At 62.6% G+C, this 17,588-nt stretch carries 16 protein-coding genes; 7 read left to right on the forward strand and 9 right to left on the reverse strand.

Annotated elements, in window-relative coordinates; genetic code table 11:
• Window positions 1-104 precede the first annotated feature (104 nt).
• From B7Y43_RS16655 to B7Y43_RS16665, 3 genes are read right to left on the reverse strand one after another with little or no spacing between them, the layout of a single operon-like run.
• Entirely contained in the window at window positions 105-1,799 is a 1,695-nt protein-coding gene (locus tag B7Y43_RS16655) for a hypothetical protein (protein WP_374132804.1), read from the reverse strand.
• A complete protein-coding gene (locus tag B7Y43_RS16660; RefSeq protein WP_374132805.1) occupies window positions 1,799-2,839 on the reverse strand; it encodes an alkene reductase in 1,041 nt (346 codons plus the stop codon). The genes B7Y43_RS16655 and B7Y43_RS16660 overlap by 1 nt, the downstream gene beginning before the upstream one ends.
• Window positions 2,836-3,750, reverse strand: coding sequence for an NAD(P)-dependent oxidoreductase (locus B7Y43_RS16665; protein WP_374132806.1), 915 nt, complete (start codon window positions 3,748-3,750; stop codon window positions 2,836-2,838). Before B7Y43_RS16665 ends, B7Y43_RS16660 begins: the two co-directional genes overlap by 4 nt.
• A gap of 282 nt (window positions 3,751-4,032) precedes the next feature.
• Here B7Y43_RS16665 and rfbB point away from each other — a divergent pair, with 282 nt between their 5' ends.
• Window positions 4,033-5,133 carry a dTDP-glucose 4,6-dehydratase gene (gene rfbB, locus B7Y43_RS16670; RefSeq protein ID WP_374132807.1) on the forward strand — a complete coding sequence of 367 codons (1,101 nt, stop codon included), beginning with the start codon at window positions 4,033-4,035 and terminating at the stop codon, window positions 5,131-5,133.
• Window positions 5,130-6,011 carry a sugar nucleotidyltransferase gene (gene rfbA / locus B7Y43_RS16675; RefSeq protein ID WP_374132808.1) on the forward strand — a complete coding sequence of 294 codons (882 nt, stop codon included), beginning with the start codon at window positions 5,130-5,132 and terminating at the stop codon, window positions 6,009-6,011. The genes rfbB and rfbA overlap by 4 nt, the downstream gene beginning before the upstream one ends.
• Window positions 6,012-6,030: 19 nt before the next feature.
• Here rfbA and kdsA read toward each other — a convergent pair whose 3' ends face one another.
• From kdsA to B7Y43_RS16705, 6 genes are all read right to left on the reverse strand, one after another.
• Window positions 6,031-6,888 (reverse strand): 3-deoxy-8-phosphooctulonate synthase, encoded by an 858-nt coding sequence (gene kdsA, locus B7Y43_RS16680; protein ID WP_374132809.1) that lies wholly within the window; start codon window positions 6,886-6,888, stop codon window positions 6,031-6,033.
• On the reverse strand, window positions 6,885-7,712 hold the full coding sequence (kdsB, locus tag B7Y43_RS16685; protein WP_374132810.1) for a 3-deoxy-manno-octulosonate cytidylyltransferase: 828 nt from the start codon (window positions 7,710-7,712) through the stop codon (window positions 6,885-6,887). The genes kdsA and kdsB overlap by 4 nt, the downstream gene beginning before the upstream one ends.
• A 6-nt stretch (window positions 7,713-7,718) precedes the next feature.
• A complete protein-coding gene (locus tag B7Y43_RS16690; RefSeq protein WP_374132811.1) occupies window positions 7,719-8,729 on the reverse strand; it encodes an SIS domain-containing protein in 1,011 nt (336 codons plus the stop codon).
• Window positions 8,730-8,856: 127 nt separating this feature from the next.
• Window positions 8,857-9,687, reverse strand: coding sequence for a TIGR00266 family protein (locus B7Y43_RS16695; RefSeq protein WP_374132812.1), 831 nt, complete (start codon window positions 9,685-9,687; stop codon window positions 8,857-8,859).
• 280 nt (window positions 9,688-9,967) lie between these two features.
• A complete protein-coding gene (locus B7Y43_RS16700) occupies window positions 9,968-10,372 on the reverse strand; it encodes a hypothetical protein (protein ID WP_374132813.1) in 405 nt (134 codons plus the stop codon).
• Between the two features lie 97 nt (window positions 10,373-10,469).
• Entirely contained in the window at window positions 10,470-12,140 is a 1,671-nt protein-coding gene (locus B7Y43_RS16705; RefSeq protein ID WP_374132814.1) for a formate--tetrahydrofolate ligase, read from the reverse strand.
• A gap of 193 nt (window positions 12,141-12,333) precedes the next feature.
• On the opposite strand from B7Y43_RS16705, the gene B7Y43_RS16710 reads away from it, so the two are divergent.
• The 5 genes from B7Y43_RS16710 (at window position 12,334) to B7Y43_RS16730 (ending at window position 17,345) form a co-directional block, all read left to right on the forward strand.
• Window positions 12,334-12,717 (forward strand): VOC family protein, encoded by a 384-nt coding sequence (locus B7Y43_RS16710; protein WP_374132815.1) that lies wholly within the window; start codon window positions 12,334-12,336, stop codon window positions 12,715-12,717.
• Between the two features lie 1,122 nt (window positions 12,718-13,839).
• A complete protein-coding gene (gene ubiA / locus B7Y43_RS16715; protein ID WP_374132816.1) occupies window positions 13,840-14,772 on the forward strand; it encodes a 4-hydroxybenzoate octaprenyltransferase in 933 nt (310 codons plus the stop codon).
• A gap of 46 nt (window positions 14,773-14,818) precedes the next feature.
• Window positions 14,819-16,165, forward strand: a complete 1,347-nt coding sequence (locus tag B7Y43_RS16720) for a TldD/PmbA family protein (RefSeq protein WP_374132817.1) — start codon at window positions 14,819-14,821, stop codon at window positions 16,163-16,165.
• Window positions 16,158-16,943 (forward strand): 3'(2'),5'-bisphosphate nucleotidase CysQ, encoded by a 786-nt coding sequence (locus B7Y43_RS16725; RefSeq protein WP_374132818.1) that lies wholly within the window; start codon window positions 16,158-16,160, stop codon window positions 16,941-16,943. Before B7Y43_RS16720 ends, B7Y43_RS16725 begins: the two co-directional genes overlap by 8 nt.
• Window positions 16,944-16,973: 30 nt before the next feature.
• Window positions 16,974-17,345, forward strand: coding sequence for a hypothetical protein (locus tag B7Y43_RS16730; RefSeq protein WP_374132819.1), 372 nt, complete (start codon window positions 16,974-16,976; stop codon window positions 17,343-17,345).
• The last annotated feature ends 243 nt before the right edge of the window (window positions 17,346-17,588 follow it).

Genomic DNA, 17,588 nt, shown 5'->3' on the forward strand with positions numbered 1-17,588 from the left:
CATCCATGCTGGCCTCCCTACCAGTGGACAGCTTGAATCACAGATCAGCGCGCCTGGGAATCCCCATCGATTCATTCAACTACAGAAAGACTCTAGCGGCGCAGTCATGCGATGTTGCCGCTGATCGCAATTGTCGCTGGGGCAAGGCCGGCATTGTCGCCGCGCCCGATGATCCGGCCAGCGATACCGGTGTTGAGGCAGGCTGGATCGATGCCGGCGGCGTCGATCGACAGGTGGTGATTGCCGCCGCGCAGATCGATCCCGGCCGGAAAGGCGCCATCTTGCCCTTTGATCCGCGCGCGGAGCTGGCCATGCGCGCAGCCGAGCAGCGAGATGGCGGGTTGAGCGGCTTTCTCGCCGGGATTGTTGATGGCGGCGTCGATCGTGAAATCGCGGCATTGTTCAAAGCTGATCGGGCGCCGAAAGCCGATCACCTTGGTGCCGATGATGCCGATGCCCTCGGCATTCTGGGCGAAGATGCCGAGCGCGTTGCCGCCATTCACCGTGTCATACCAGCCATGGAGCTGGCCGCCATTTATCGTCACCAGCCCGCGCGCCTGATGGATGAAAATGCCCGCAAAGGCGCCGGGTGCCGGGCCACAATAGGGATCGACGATATCGATCGCGGCATAGGGGGAGATATTGGTCAGTTCGATGCCGACGGCGCTATAGCCATCAAGGATCGGCATCAGCAGGTGGAAATTGGCCTGACCCGCGCGGCCCTGATCAATGCTTGGCTTGCCGGTCTTGCCGTCGAGCTTGATCCCGGTGGCGATCTGGCTGGTTTCGAAATTCTGGATATAGGTGTCGGCAAAACTGCCCTGAACATAGGCACCAATGCTTTGCGGCACGCCCGGCGTGCCGCCGATGCTCGCGCCGCAATTGGTGATGTAGAGCGACGCGTTGCCGCCGGGGAACGCAGCGGGCGTCCGGCCGTCGAGATGAAAGGCCCAGAAACGCTGCGGGCCGCTTTTGTCGCCCGGGCTCGATCGAAAGGCATGGCAATCGCGCAGATGCGTATAAACCGCGCCGGTGACCGAATAGCCAATCGCATGTTCGTCCGCGGAGATCGCCTCGACGAGGCAATCCAGGGTGAAGCGCATGCGGAGCCCGGCAGCGCCGTCATCGGCCGACGCCTTGGGCGGTGCGCTCCGCGTCAGCTCCATCCACCGGAAATCAACCGAGTTGAGATAGTCATTGACTGACGCCGGTGGCGTGTCGAAGCCCAGTTGAACGACATCGCGATTACCACTGACGACGATGATCCGCGTGCCCTGATGCGGGCCGCCCCAGTTCTTGCCTGCCCCCCAAATCCGGCGATGCGAGGTTTCAATTTTCCAGGTGTCGCTGATGAAATAATCAGCAGCGCCAAGCAGCGTGACCGGATGGGCGGCAACACAGGCGCGTAGGGCGGGCAGGCAGTCATGCGCTGAATTGTCGCGCACAGCCCCCCACCATTCGGGACAGGCCGACGCGGCGCGGCTGGCATTCATGTCGACCCGGCCTGGGCCAGTGAAGATCGGGGCCACGGGTGCCTGAAAATCGCCGAGCAGGGTCAATGTCTTGCCGGCGGCTATTTCTATGGTCGCGCCGGGCATCGCCACCACGTCCGCCCGAACGGTGATGTTGGCCGCGACGCTATGTTTGCCCGCGGGCAGTTGGATGCCCGGCACATCGGCCGATAACAGTGCCGATCCCGCCGATGCGCTGCGCTTGGCGGTCTGGCCGCGCGCGTCGGTGGCGGTCGCGGCGAGGGCGATCACCGACATGCGGCCGATCAGCTCCCGCCGCGACACCATCAGACGAGCGTTTCGCGCATCGCATCCTCAAACGGCGTCCATGGCTCGTCCTTGGCGATCTTGTCGGCCAGATCGGGATTGGCGAGGAACGCGCGACCCCAGGTCACCAGATCAAGCAGGCCAGCGTCTAGCTCGGCATTGGCGGCATCAACCGTCAGCGACGCGCCGCCGATCAGCACACCGCTCCACATCGGCCGAACCATCCGTACGATCCGCGCGGCGGTATCTGCATAGACCGAATTGGCGCAGCTGATGTCGAGCGCCTTTAGCCCCAGGGACTGAAGCGCCGGGATGAAATAGGCGAGCATCTCGTCAAGATCGGGCCAGTCATAAATGCCGCCCATGAAGCGCGATGGCGAAATTCGGGCGATCACCCGATCGGCAGGCACGGCCGCCAACACTTTTTCAATGAGCTCCAGCGCGAACCGGCACCGGTTTTCGACCGAGCCGCCATAGCTATCCGTACGATCATTCACGCGGGCATCGAGGAACTGATCGGCGAGATAGCCATGGCCGACATGCAGTTCGACGGCATCGAAGCCGGCGGTGTCGATCGCACGGCGGGCGGCATCGGCGAAATAGCCATAGATTGTCGGCATCTCCTCCGGCGTCAGCGCGCGCGGTTCGCCGTACGGTTTGCCGTTCTGGCGATTGATTCCCGTCGCGGCGACATTGGTCGAACTGACCGGTTGGTCGATCGTATAGTCGCTGTGCGAGATGCGGCCGGTATGCCAAAGTTGGCAGGCGATTGCCGCCCCGGCTTCGTGCACGGCATCGACCACTGGCCGCCAACTTTCGGCATGCGCGTCGCTTGCAATATAGGGGGCATTGTTCCAGCCGTCGCCGCTGTGATGGACCAAGGTGCCTTCAGTCAGGATCAGGCCAACGCCGCCTTGAGCGCGGCGTTGATAATAATCGCGCATCGCTGGTGTGGCATGATGGCCCTCAGCCGCGAAGCCACGGCTCATTGCAGACATGACGGTACGGTTGCGAACGCCGATGAAATCCGGGCGGTTGAGCGGATCGAACAAACTGGTCATGATTTTGGCTCCAAGCGATACTGATCGAAAAAGGGATCGGTGAGATAGGCGTGCAAGGTTGATTGCCAGGGGCGTTGCAGATTTGCATGCTCGCGCGTCAGCCGGTCACAGCTGAGCACGGCAACATCGGGACGACGGCCAAGCTCGCTTTGCGACACCAGCGACGCATCCACGGGGACGACGTCGAGATGGCCGCGCCACCCGAGCGCGACCGTGATTTCATGCGCCAGTTCGGCAAAGCTTGCCTGGCCCACACACGCCATTTGATAGCTGCCCGTGGCGTTTTTGGCGATCAAATGGAGCGAATTGGCCGCAAGATCCTGGGTCCAGGTCGGCTGCCATACCCGGTCGCCAACCTCGAAGCGGGTCTGGCCCTTTTGCAGCGCCGCCCACATCACCGGAATGATCCGGCCGACAAAGTTCTTGTCAGCGGCACCACCCCCGAAAAACCCAGCCATGCGGACGATCAACGCATCGGGAAGCCGTTCGGTGACGATCTTTTCCGCTTCATATTTCAATTCGCCATAGAAGGATAAGGGACGCGGCGTTTCGTCTTCGGGGATGGGGTTGGTCGCCCCGTCATAGGTCAGGAAGGATTGCGGATACATCATCCTGGCGCCGCTCCGCACCGCAAGATCGGCAATGTGGCGCGTCCCATCAACGATCGTGCGCCTTGCCGCTTCTGGTTCGCGGGCGCAGCCCTCGACATCGACGCGCGCGGCGCAATGGATGATCCAACCGCCCTTTACCCAGGTTTCCCAGCTGGCGACCTGTCCCGCATCGCTGGTATCCAGCTCGGCATGGCCGGGTGCACGCACATCAAATGTGGGCGATCGGCTGGCTTCATCGAACAGCGCCGCGCCCAGCATGCCTTTGCCACCGGTGACCAGGATTCTTGTCTTGTCGGCCATTCACGATCTCCCCAAAATCTTGCCGCACATCCCGACCGAAGCGCAATCACATCACGCCGCCAGGCTGATCGCCCGGCCGGCAGGATGCAGAGGGTTGCGCTCTAAGGGAAAGGGGGCACCGTTGAAACGTTGATTTGGCCCTTGCCTAGCAGCCGCGCGGGGCGGGCGGCAAGGCCGATGCCGGGCGAATTCGCGCCATCGATTTGATCGTCAGCCTCAACGGCCCGTTCACCTATCGCGCTTATTGCTGCTCATTGAGCACGTCTGTTTGGGGAGGGTTCGGTGCGCATTCTCGTGACCGGTGGGGCCGGTTTCATCGGCTCAGCCTTGATCCGTCACCTGATTACGGGATCGGATCATGTGCTGCTGAATATCGACAAGCTAACCTATGCCGGCAATCTGGCATCGCTTGATTCCGTCGTCCGACACAGCCGGTATGATTTTGTCCAGGGCGATATCTGCGATGCTGACCTTGTCGCGCGGACGATCGCCGATTTTCAGCCGCAGGTCATCGCCCATCTGGCCGCAGAGAGCCATGTCGACCGGTCGATCGATGGGCCTGGCGTGTTCGTCCAAACCAACATCGTCGGTACCTTCACGATGCTGCAACAGGCGCTTGGCTATTTCCAATCGCTCGGGGCTGCCGATCAAGCGGCGTTTCGCTTCCACCATATTTCGACTGATGAGGTTTATGGATCGCTGGGCCCTACCGGGCTTTTCACCGAAACCACGCCCTATGATCCACGCTCGCCCTATTCGGCGTCAAAGGCAGCGTCGGACCATCTCGTCCGCGCCTGGGGCCATAGCTATGGCCTGCCAGTGCTCGTCACCAATTGTTCGAACAATTACGGCCCCTATCAATTTCCGGAAAAGCTGATCCCGCTGATCATCATTCGCGCGCTCTGCGGGCAGGCCTTGCCCGTCTATGGCGATGGATCGAATGTGCGTGACTGGTTGCATGTCGATGATCATGCGCGGGCGCTGCACCGCGTGATTGAGTCGGGCCATCCGGGTGAGACCTATAATATCGGCGGTAATGCCGAACAGCGGAACATCGATGTCGTTCGCCGCATCTGTGCCGTGCTCGATCGACGCCATCCGCGCTTCGATGGCCGGTCCTATGCCGAACAGATCAGCTTTGTCGCTGACCGCCCCGGCCATGATCAGCGCTATGCGATTGATGCCGCCAAGGCGCACCGCGATTTGGGCTGGCGACCGCAGCATGACTTTGCCAGCGGCATTGATGCCACGGTGCAATGGTATCTCGACAATAGCGGCTGGTGGCAGGACATCATCAATCGGCAATACGACACCCAGCGGCTGGGTATCGGCGCATCGATGACGGCTGGCAGCAGCGTTCGCCAGTTGCGGAGAGCATCATGAAGGGGATCATCCTGGCGGGTGGCACCGGATCGCGGCTGCACCCGATGACCCAGGTCGTGTCGAAGCAGTTGATGCCGATCTATGACAAGCCGATGATCTATTACCCGCTGACCACGCTGATGCTGGCCGGGATCAAAGAGATTCTGCTGATTTCCACCGTTGCGGATTTGCCCCGGTTTGAAGAATTGCTGGGCGACGGATCGAAATGGGGGATATCGATCAGCTATGCCGCGCAACCCAAGCCAGAGGGGCTGGCGCAGGCCTATATCATCGGTGCTGATTTCCTGGCGGGGGCGCCATCAGCGCTGATTTTGGGCGACAATGTCTTTTATGGGAACGGCATTGCCGGCCTGTTCGCGCAGGCGCTTGATCGCATGCAGGGCGCTTCAGTTTTTGCTTATCATGTTCAGGATCCGCAGCGTTACGGGGTGATTGAGTTCGATGGGCTGAACAAGGCGATCAGCGTTGAGGAAAAGCCGGTTCAGCCCAAATCAAATTGGGCCGTGACCGGGTTGTATTTCTGTGATGGTCAGGCGCCGGCGATTGCCCGGACGCTCAAACCCTCTGCCCGGGGCGAGCTGGAGATCACGGACGTGATCCGCCATTATCTTGATGCGGATACGCTGTATGTCGAATCGCTGGGCAGGGGCATTGCCTGGCTCGACACAGGCACGCCGGAAGCGCTGCTGGAAGCGGCCGAATTTGTTCGCATTCTTGAGAAACGTCAGGGCTTCAAAATCGCCTGCCCGGAAGAAATCGCGTTTCGGCAGGGGCGGATCGACCGTGCCGCGCTGGAGGCGCTGGCGGCTGCCTATGGGCAGAATGATTATGGCGGCTATTTGCGGTCGATCGCTGCCAGTGCCGGGGCCGGTGACTGAAATAGTCCGGCCGTCGGGATCAGCCGCCCGCGCCGCTTTTGACCAAATGATCAATCGCCAGCAAGTGCGTCAGCAGCGCTTCGGCCTGATCAAGCGGGACGGCATTGGGCCCGTCTGACTTGGCATTGTCAGGATCGGGGTGCATTTCCATGAACAGCCCGGAAATGCCCACCGCGACGGCGGCGCGCGCGAGCGGGGCGACGAATTCGCGCTGGCCACCGCTTGTCGTGCCAAGCCCGCCGGGCAGCTGGACGGAATGGGTCGCATCAAACACCACCGGACAACCCGTTTCGCGCATGATGACCAGGCCGCGCATGTCCGACACCAGATTATTATAGCCAAAGCTGGCGCCGCGATCGGTAACGAGCAAGGTGGCTTCGCGTCCCGCCTCTGCGGCTGCGGCGCGCGCTTTGGTGGCGACATGGATCATGTCGTGCGGGGCCATGAACTGGCCCTTTTTGATGTTGGCGGGCTTACCGCAGCTGGCAACGGCTTCAATCAGATCGGTTTGGCGGGCCAGAAAGGCGGGGGTCTGCAGCACATCGACCACGCTGGCGACGGCGCTGACCTGGCTGGTTTCGTGCACGTCAGTGAGCACCGGCATGCCGGTTTCGCGTTTCACCTTTTCCAGGATGCGAAGCCCCTCTTCCATGCCCGGTCCGCGAAACGAGCTTGCTGAGGTGCGATTGGCCTTGTCGAACGAGCTTTTGTAAATGAGCAAGATGCCCAGCCGTTCGGCGATGCCTTTCAGCGTTGTGGCCGTCGACAGCGCCATTGCCTCGCTTTCGATAACGCAGGGACCGGCAATCACGAACAGCCGCTGATCGATCCCGACTGGGCGGCCGCACAATAGGGTAGGGGTGGGTATGGTCGTCATGCTGCGTCGCGATCTGCCAATATGGCTTCGATAAAGGGAATATCTTCGGGATTGTTGAGCTCCCAAAGGTCATGCCCCGGATCGCGCACTTCGACAATCCGGACGGGCTTGCCTGCTTCCAGGAAGCGCAATTGTTCCAGCCCTTCGAGCAGCTCCAGCGTGCCGACGGGCAGCGCCGCATAGCCCTGCAGCGCGGCCACGCGATAGGCATAGACACCGATGTGGAAAAACAGCGGTGAGGATGGATCGCCGATCCGCGCGGGCGGCAGATGCGGGATCACTGATTTGGAGAAATACAGCGCATCATGATGCTGGCCAAAGGTGACGGTGGTGCCGCCAACCCGCCCGGCGCGCTGGTCCTCGATCAGACGGCGCTGCACAGCTGGAGAGGCGCGGACGACCGGGGTTGCGACCTGGATCGAGGGATCATTGGCCATCGCCTCGATCAGGGCCTCGACCACAAAGGGCGGGGTCAGCAGCGCGTCGCCCTGGAAATTGATGATGATGTCGGCGGGATCAGGTAGCCCGCTAAGCGCAGCGGCACAGCGTTCGGTGCCGTTGGCGCAGGCGGCGGGCGTCATCAGCACCGGGGCACCGGCGGCTGTTGCCGCGTCGGCGATCAGCGGGTGGTCCGTGGCGACATACACCGCGCTGGCACCGCGAACCGCGCGGGCAGCATCAAGCGTCCAGGCAAGCAGGGGCTTTGCCATTTGCCTAGGCCCGCGCAGCATCGCCAGCGGCTTTGCGGGATAGCGGGTGGAGGCATAGCGCGCGGGAATGATGATCGCCGCGCGCAATGGCGCGGCTGGGTCGGGCAAGGCCATCACGCTTCAGCGCAGGCCGGAACGGAGAATGTCATGAATATGGATCAGCCCGACCGGCAGGCGGGGATTGAGCGAATGGGTGACGAACAGCGCGGTAATCTTGTTCGCCTCGATCGTCTGCAACGCGTCTTCGACGAAGCAGGAGACATCGACCGTCGATGGATTTTGCGTCATCACCGCCTGCGCATCCCGGTCAAACAGATTGTCGGCATGACGCCGCAAATCGCCATCGGTGATCACGCCGATCAGGCTGCCGGCATCATCGATGACACCGGCAATACCCAGGCTGTGCGCCGTGATGGTTAGGACAACATCCCGCATCGGCGTGGCACGTTTGACCAGCGGCAATTCGTCCTTGCTATGCATCAGCGACGACACACGGGCGAGGCGCTGGCCGATCGCGCCGCCGGGGTGGAGCATGTTGAGCTTGGTGCGCGAAACACCCCGCTGGTTCATCATCGCGATGGCCAGCGCATCGCCCATGGCGAGCATCATGATCGCTGATGTGGTGGGGGAGATATTCTCCGGGCACGCTTCGCGGACTGGCGGGATGAGCAGTTTGACATCAGCCAGCTGCATGATCGTCGATGACGGTTTTGATCCGATCGCGACGATGGTGATCCCGGCCTCTGCTGCATAAGTGACGACTTGCTTCAGCTCGCGCGTTTCGCCCGACATGGACAGCAGCAGCAACGTATCGCCCGGCATGATCATGCCCAGATCGCCATGCGCTGCTTCGGCTGCATGCATGAAAAAGGCCGGCGTGCCGGTGGAGGCAAAGCTCGCGGCGATCTTGCGCCCGACATGCCCCGATTTGCCGAGGCCGGAGACGACGACGCGGCGGTCTGTGCCCATCAGCGCCTCAACCGCCGCAACGAAATTCTCGTCAATGGCGTGGCTCAGCGCCTCAAGCGCTTCAGCTTCGTCGGTGATGACGGCGCGCCCACAGGCCAGGATTTCGGCATTGCGCACCGCCTGTTCCCCGCCCGTGGCCGGGCTTTGATCGATTGCCAACATGACTCATATCCCCCTTGAACGCGCATCCGATCGTCTGGCCATCAGCTGTCATTTGGTGCGTGTCGACGACAATCTGCCCCCCCGGCAGATCGTGGACCCGGCACCCGAGCGCTAAAGCCTGATGCTGCTAATCATTCCCGCCGATCAAGTCGCCAAGCCCGCCAAGCACTGAACCCTCACCCCGGTTCTGGCCGCGTGGGCCCGCTGCGGCGAGCATTCGGCCCGCCAATCGCGAAAAGGGCAGCGACTGGATCCACGCCTTGCCCGGCCCGGTCAACCGCGCGAAAAACAGCCCCTCGCCACCGAACAACACACTGCGGACCCCACCCGCTGTGACCAGATCGAAGGTAACGCTGGGGGTGTAGGCCGCGAGGCAGCCGGTGTCGACGTGCAATTCTTCGCCAGCCGCCAGCGTGCGTTCGACGACGGTGCCGCCCATCTGAACGAACACCCAGCCATCGCCCTCCAGCTTTTGCATGATGAAGCCTTCGCCGCCGAACAGCCCGGTCATCACGCGGCGTTGAAACTGAATGCCGATCGACACGCCCTTGGCGGCCGCCAGAAACGCGTCCTTTTGGCAGATCAAGGTGCCGCCCAGATCGTCTAGCTTGATCGGCAGGATCGCGCCGGGCGTTGGCGCGGCAAAGGCGACGCGCGCCTTGCCCTGGCCATTATGCGTGAACACTGTCGTGAACAGACTTTCGCCCGTCACTAGTCTTTTGCCGGCGCCGAGCAGCTTACCCATGAACCCGCCGCCCGTATCGCCGCTGCCATCGCCGAACACCGTCGTCATGTCGATCGCGGCGTCCTTCCAGACAAAGGCACCCGCTTCGGCGACCGCACTTTCGCCGGGATCAAGCTCGATTTCGACAAACTGGAGTTCCTGGCCCTTGATCTCGAAATCAATGTCATCGGCAATGCCGGCGCTGCGGCTGTGCTGCCAGGGGCTCTGCGTCATCGGGACATCCTCCATTGTGAGCTGGAGCGATTATAGCCGGGCGAGGGAGATTCGCCACTAGGGCAAATCGGGGGAGTAGCTGGCAGGGGCGGTGGTTGCGGTTGCGAAACCATGGCAGATTGCGTCCGTTTGCGGGTGACACCTCTTAGCCCCTCCCCTTCAGGGGAGGGGTTGGGGTGGGGGCTGTCCCCAACCATGTCGGTCTCGGTGAGACTGACAGCCCCCACCCCCGTCCCCTCCCCTGAAGGGGAGGGGTGAGTTGATTTGATCACAACCAGCTTTAGGAGACCGGTGTACCCGGCGGACTAGATACATTGTCCCAGACGGTCTTAATGCCTTCATTGCAGCGATAACCGTTGGTGCATTCCACGTGCTTTTCGATTTGATCACGGATTGCTTCGATCGAGGCGCAGGAAGCGCCCATCTCGGTTTCGAGAAATATCCAAGGTTCGGGGTTCAGCGTCGGACCCAGCGCGAGATATTTGTCCAGTGTTTTCGGGGTTACCTGTTTGCCGTTCCAATAAATTTTGCCCGTGCTATCCAGCGCAACCCTATTCAATATGACCAAACCAAAACTCCGGGGGTGGCCCCACGTAGAACGAGGAGGAGAGCAGGCTTTCGGTGCTTCGTGTGAGCAGCCTGACGCCATTACGACCGCAAAAAGAGCCAAAGCTAAACTTTTCATCAATGCAGCCTGCCTATCTGGTGCAGACGGGGCCAGAAAAATCCGCTTCCACCACGATCTACCATTCGCGCCCGCATCTCCGAAACGCGCGATCGCCTTAAAACAACCCCTCAATCCGCCCCGCATCATCGAACCCGATCGCTTCGGCGGCGGGCACGCGGGGCAGGCCGGGCATCGTCATTATCTCCCCGCACACCGCGACGACAAAGCCTGCGCCTGCTGCAAGCCGGACGTCGCGGATATGGACGGTGTGGCCGGTCGGTGCGCCGAGCGCGGTTGGGTCGGTGGAAAAGCTGTACTGCGTCTTGGCGATGCATACTGGCAGATGGCCGAACCCCGCCGCTTCGAACCGCGCGAGCTGCGCGACGATTGCGGGTTCGGCATCGACGTGCCCCGCGCGGTAAAGCCGGGTCGCGACCGTTTTGATTTTGTCGAACAGCGGCAGGCCATCGTCGTAGAGCGGGACGAACTGTGCCGATCCTGCCTCGGCCAGCGCGGCGACAGCTTCGGCAAGCTCAGTCGCGCCAGCGCCGCCTTCGGCCCAGTGACGGCACAGGATCGCCTGCACGCCGTGCGCGCCAGCGATAGCGCGCAGCGCCTGGATTTCGGCTTCGCTGTCGGTGCCGAAATGGTTGATCGCCACCACGGCAGGCACGCCGAACTGGCGGACATTCTCAATATGCCGCACCAGATTGACCGCGCCGCGATTGACGGCGTCGACATCTTCGCGGCCAAGATCGGCTTTGGCGACGCCGCCATTCATCTTCAGCGCGCGTACCGTCGCCACGATCACGACAGCGGCAGGCGCCAGCCCGGCCTGGCGGCATTTGATGTCGAAGAATTTCTCCGCGCCCAGATCGGCGCCGAAACCGGCTTCGGTGACGACATAATCGGCAAGGCCCAAAGCTGCCCGCGTCGCGATCACTGAATTGCAGCCATGCGCGATATTGGCGAACGGGCCGCCATGGATAAAGGCGGGGTTGCCGCCCAAGGTCTGCACCAGATTGGGCTTGATCGCCTCCTTCAGCAGCACCGCCATCGCGCCATCCGCCTTCAGCTCAGCAGCGGTGACCGGCTGACGATCGCGGGTATAGCCCACCACGATCCGCCCCAGCCGCACGCGCAGATCATCCAGATCACGCGCCAGGCACAGGATTGCCATCACTTCGGACGCAACGGTGATGTCAAACCCCGATTCGCGCGGGAATCCGTTGCCCGTGCCGCCCAGCGACTGCACGATCTGGCGCAGCGCGCGATCATTCATGTCGATCACCCGTCGCCAGACGACCCGGCGGACATCGATGCCCAGCGCATTGCCCCAGTAAATATGGTTGTCGAGCAGCGCGGCCAGCAGGTTATGCGCGGCGGTGATCGCGTGGAAATCGCCCGTGAAATGCAGGTTGATGTCTTCCATCGGCACCACCTGGGCATGCCCGCCCCCGGTTGCGCCGCCCTTTTGCCCGAAACAGGGGCCGAGCGAGGGTTCGCGCAGGCACAATATCGTCTTGCGCCCGGTCAGGTTGAGCGCGTCGGCCAGGCCAACCGAGGTGGTCGTCTTGCCCTCGCCCGCCGGGGTGGGGCTGATCGCGGTGACCAATATCAGATGGCCGGGGGCGTGGTCTGGCTGGGTGGGGAGGGCGGTTAGATCGACCTTTGCCTTGTGCCGCCCATAGGGTTCGATGGCGCTTTCCGGAATGCCTGCCTTGGCGGCAATGGCGGCGATGGGCTGAAGCGGCGTCAACCGCGCGATCTCGATATCGGTTTGCATGGGCTGGGTTTTAGAGTTTGGCGGGGAGAGATCAACTCAGGCTGTGCGGTGATAGCTGTTGCTCCCGTCACCGTCGCAAGGACGCACGCAAATGATCGTTGCTGCATGTCAGGCAAGTGGATTTGGCCGCAATCAAGCCGTAAGGCTGGGTCGCGTTCAGCAACAGTCCCGCAGACCGAAGGAATGAATCGATATGTTCAGTCACATCATGCTTGGTGCTAACGACCTCGCCACGTCCAAGAAATTTTATGACGCGACGCTCGGCGCGCTTGGCTATCCGGCGGGCAATCAGGATGACAAGGGCCGCGTGTTCTGGGTCAATCCCACCGGCATTTTCTCGATCTCAAAGCCGATTGATGGCGAGCCTGCCTGCCACGGCAATGGCGCGACGATTGGCTTTGCTGTCGATTCACCCGAAGCCGCGAATGCCTGGCACGCCGCCGGTCTGGCTGCGGGCGGCACGGCCTGCGAAGATGCGCCCGGCATCCGCCAAGGCGCAATGGGCCCGCTCTATCTGGCCTATCTGCGCGATCCCGACGGCAATAAGCTGTGCGCGCTGCACCGCGTTAAGGCGTAAAGGACGGGGTTCTGCCGCTCGCATCGTTGCCGGTGCGGGCGGTGTCCTGGGGCTCGACTCGCGGTAACGGGGGTGAGCCCGGCCAATGTTGGTGTGACGCCGACGCTAGACTATTGATTTAGAAGAATGATTAGCGGACGTTAGCTGATGCTCTTCGCTGTCGCGACTACCGCCAGGACGTTCTTGATCCCCCATTGGTCACGCTGGCATCAGGCATGGGGGGCACCCCCGCCGACCGTGGCGGCCCAATGGACTTGTGTTCGATCAAGCATGTTTCTCATGAAGGCACTTCATCGATGCGGGATCGAGGCTAAGCTACAAAGTGGCCAGCCCCCAAAGCAGGCACCGGGGACCGTTAGTGAGGATTGCGGCCTGTTCACCGCCGATGGGTGGATGGGCCATGCCTGGGTTGAGGCGAATGGCTTTGTAATCGACATAACCGCTGACCAGTTCGGACACCCACCGGTCATTGTGGCACCGATCAGCGACCCCACATACCGGCCAGCCCGACACGAAGCGAACAGACTCACCCCAACCCGGAACGGTATGGTGGCGGTCCAGGAGATTTGGCATTTTTGGTGCAGCTACGTGGATCTGCATTGTCCGCAAATGGCAGGTAACTTAGGCATGCCGGAGGGCTGACTTTGGGGTGATTACAGACTGGCCGGTCTTCTGGCCGAACGTTGCCGTTCTACCCTTCTCCCATCGGGAGAAGGCAGGATGAGGGGTTCAGCGCTGTTGATAGGGCGATCCCCTCACCTAGCTACGACTAGGACTGCGCTGAAGTGCCGTGACCCAAGTCTGCGCAACCCGTTCGGGGTGATGAGCACTCCGTGCTGATCAGGCCATGCCGGGGGCATGGCCGCCCCCGAACTCCGGAGGGGGGAGGGAAAAGAGGAATGGCAATAAATGAGGCGCTGGCACTCCCCTTCTGGCACGATGAAGCTTGGCGTTACCTGCCATGAGCCGGCTCTGGTGGAGCAGCGGGACCCCGGGTCAAGCCCGGGGTGACGGCATTGATCGGTTTGCCGATTGAGCGGTTGGAACCCCGTCGGCATCGGCGCCGCCGTGGTAACCCTAGCCGTTGCCACCCCCACACCCCACCCGCTATGCCGCCCCCCAATGACCAACCCCCGCGCCACCCCGCACAGCATTGTCCCCGACAGCGAACTCAGCGGTGCTTTGCGCTTGCTCCCGCCCGGCGCGCGGCCGTTCGCTTCGCTGGCGCGGCTTGATCGGCCGATTGGCTGGTGGCTGTTGTTTTGGCCCGGTGCTTGGGGGGTGATGCTTGCGGGTGGGGCGGTCGCGCGCTGGGACCTGATCCTCTGGCTGTTGCTTGGGGCGATTGCGATGCGGGGGGCGGGGTGCGTCTATAATGATATTGTCGATCGCGATCTTGATGCGCAGGTCGAACGGACGCGCAACCGGCCGCTCGCCAGCGGGGCGGTGTCGCTGAAGGCAGCGTGGATATGGCTCGTCGCGCTGTGCCTGATCGGGCTGGTCGTGCTGCTGCAACTCCATCTGCCCGCCGCGATCGTCGCGCTGGCCAGTCTGGCGCCGGTGGCGGCCTATCCGTTTATGAAGCGGATTACCTGGTGGCCGCAGGCCTGGCTTGGGCTGGTTTTTTCCTGGGCGGCGCTGGTCGGCTGGGTGGAGGTTTCGGGGGCGCTGGGTGGGGCGGGGCTGCTCCTTTATGGCGGCGCGATCGCCTGGGTGGTCGGTTATGACACCATCTATTCGCTGCAGGACCGCGAGGATGATGCAATGGTCGGCATCCGATCGTCAGCGCGGGCGATGGGCGCGCATGTGCGCGGCGGCGTTGGCGGATTCTACGCGCTGGCGCTGGCATTATGGGCGGGCGCGATCTGGCTGGTCCGGCCCGATCCGCTGGCGCTCGCGGCGTTGCTGCCGGTGGCCGGGCACCTTGGCTGGCAAGTGCTGACGCTGGTGCCCGATAACGGCGACAATGCGCTGACGCGCTTCCGATCGAACCGTGGCGCGGGATTGTTGATGGCGGCTGCGTGCCTGGTGGTGGGGACCGCGACGATATTCTGATCCAGGGGTGGTTCAATTATCAGCGCAGGCCGACTAAGTCGGGGGGATGTACACACCAAACCAAGCCTGTGACCGGGCGCATGAAATCGTCGCTCGCGCTATGGCCGCTGGTGCCGATGCCGCTGATGCTGTGTTCGCCGCTGATACCGCGCTGGATGTTTCGGTTCGGCTGGGGGCGCTGGAAGATGTCGGCCGGTCAGAAAGCGCGGAGCTTGGCCTGCGGGTTTTTGTCGGGCGGCGGAACGCGAGCGTTTCGACGTCGGACCTGTCGGTGCAATCGATCGATACGCTGGTTGAGCGGGCGATAGCGATGGCGCGCGAGGCGCCTGAGGATGAATGGGCTGGGCTGGCCCCGGCTGATCGCTTGCTGCACGGCAAGCCACCGCATCTTGACCTGGATGACGGGGCAGACGTGTCGCCCGATGTGCTGAAGGCACGCGCGCTGGCGGCGGAGGATGCTGCCCGTGCCGTGCCTGGTGTCTCCAATAGCGAAGGCGGCAGCGCCAGTGCGGCGCGATCGGTGATGGCGCTGGCGACCAGCCATGGCTTTGTCGGCGGGCATAGTGTTTCCAGCCACGGCGTCTCGGCGAGCGTCCTGGCGGGGGCGGGCAACGACATGCAGCGCGACTATGCCTATCATAGCGCCCGCCATCTCAGCCGGCTTGAAGATGCCGGTATCGTCGGGGCGCGGGCAGGCGCGCGCGCCGTGGCCCGGCTGTCACCCGGCCGAATTGAGAGCGGGCCGTTGCCAGTTGTGTTCGATCCGCGCGTGGGCAGCAGCTTGCTGGGGCATTTAATCGGCGCGATTGCCGGCCAATCGATTACCCGCAAGACCAGCTTTCTGCTCGATGCGCTTGGCAGCCGGGTGTTTAGCGCAGGCGTTTCAGTGCTCGACGATCCGCACCGCCCGCATGGCCTGCGGTCCCGCCCGTTTGATGGTGAGGGATTGCCGGTGTCGCCGGTGTGCATCGTCGATGACGGGATGCTGGAAACCTGGCTGCTCGACAGCGGTTCTGCGCGGCAATTGGGGCTTGAGCCGACGGGGCATGCCGCGCGCGGGGTAGGCGGCGGGCCGGGCGTGTCGCCGAGCAATTTGCACATGGCGGCAGGCCATATGCCGCCCGAAACGCTGATCGGCGGGATCAAGCGCGGCGTCTATATCACTGAGCTGATCGGCATGGGCGTGAATGGCGTCACTGGCGATTATAGCCGCGGGGCGGCAGGCTTCTTGATCGAGGACGGCGAATTGACCCGGCCCGTCGCCGAATTCACCATTGCGGGTAATTTGAAGGACATGTTCCTGGCGCTCACGCCCGCCAATGATCTCGATTTCCGCTATGGCATCAATGTGCCGACGCTGCTGGTGGAGGGGATGACGGTGGCGAGTGGCTGATACCCTGGTCGATGCCGTCGCGGCGATTGCTGCTGAAGCCGGTCGCCTGGCAATGGCGCGCTGGAGCGACGATTTCAGCCGCTGGGAGAAATCACCCGGCAACCCGGTCAGCGATATCGATCTTGAGGTCGATGCGTTACTCCGCACGCGATTGTTCGCGCTCGATCCCGAAGCGGGCTGGCTGTCCGAGGAGACCGCCGACAATGCGGATCGGCTCGCGTGCCGGCGATTATGGGTGGTCGATCCGATTGATGGCACGCGCGATTATCTCCGCGGCCGGCCGGGCTGGGCAGTGTCGATCGCGCTGGTCGACCAGGGACTGCCAGTGATCGGCGTGCTCGATGCACCGGCGCGCGGCGAAGTGTGGAGCGCGGTGATGGGGGCGGGCGCTCACCGTAACGGCCAGCCGGTGCGCGCGGGCGGGCGCACGCAATTTGCGGGTGCGCGGGTGCCCAATGATGCCCTGCCCAGCGCCGACAGCGATCTGGTGCTGGTCGCCAAACCCAATTCGATCGCGCTCAGAATTGCGATGGTCGCCGCCGATGAAGCCGATCTGGTGGCAACGCTGCGCTGGGGTTTTGAATGGGACATTGCCGCCGCTGCGTTGATCGCGATGGAGGCCGGGGCGACCGTCACTGATGCGTTTGGCGCGCCGCTTGCCTTTAATACGCCTAGCGCCCAGGCCTTTGGGCTGCTGGCGACCACGCCCGGCATCCATGGTGCCGCGGTCGCGCGGCTGGCGGACCGGGCCAAGATTCTGGTACATGGCGATAAATAGGGCGCAGGCATGAATGCGGGACAGAGAGTGATGACGGACGAACGGCTCAACTGGGATGACATTCTGGAAGTCGGCAGGGGCGGCCCAGGCTGCGGCTTGCTGAAGATTGATGGCCGCGAACCGCGGGGCAGTTATCGCTATTTGCCGCCGGCATTGTTTCATGAGGGCAAGGTTTATGCCTCCAGCTTCGTTTCAGGCGGATTCATGATCTGCATCATCGATCCCGAGACATTGGTGCGGCAGGAAATATCTCCCCGTCTGCCCTATGCCCGGCTCAAGGCGATCGAGAATGGCGAGGTCGTTTATTTTGATCACCATAGCGGCGATAGCGAAAGCCGATTGGCAATCACGCCGCAGAAGCCAGCCCTGCGGAGCCTGGCTGCACGGTTGCGCCGACGATAGCATTGCCCTGCCTCCGTCTTGATCAGCGGCTGGAATAAAGCCCCAAGGCCGCTGCCGACGCGGCTTTGAAGACGATTCGATACCATAATTCGAATCTGTCGCACATTCCGGCGGTTTCGCTGGTTGCTCGGCAAGGCAATGCCCCTATCGTCAACTGTTGCGGAAAGCTCTTGGGAGGGTGCAGGCCGTGTCAGTTGTCGATTTGAATTCAGCGAAGATTCGCCCAGAGCAGTGGCGCGACTG

It is taken from the genome of Sphingomonas sp. 28-62-20, from assembly GCF_002281505.1.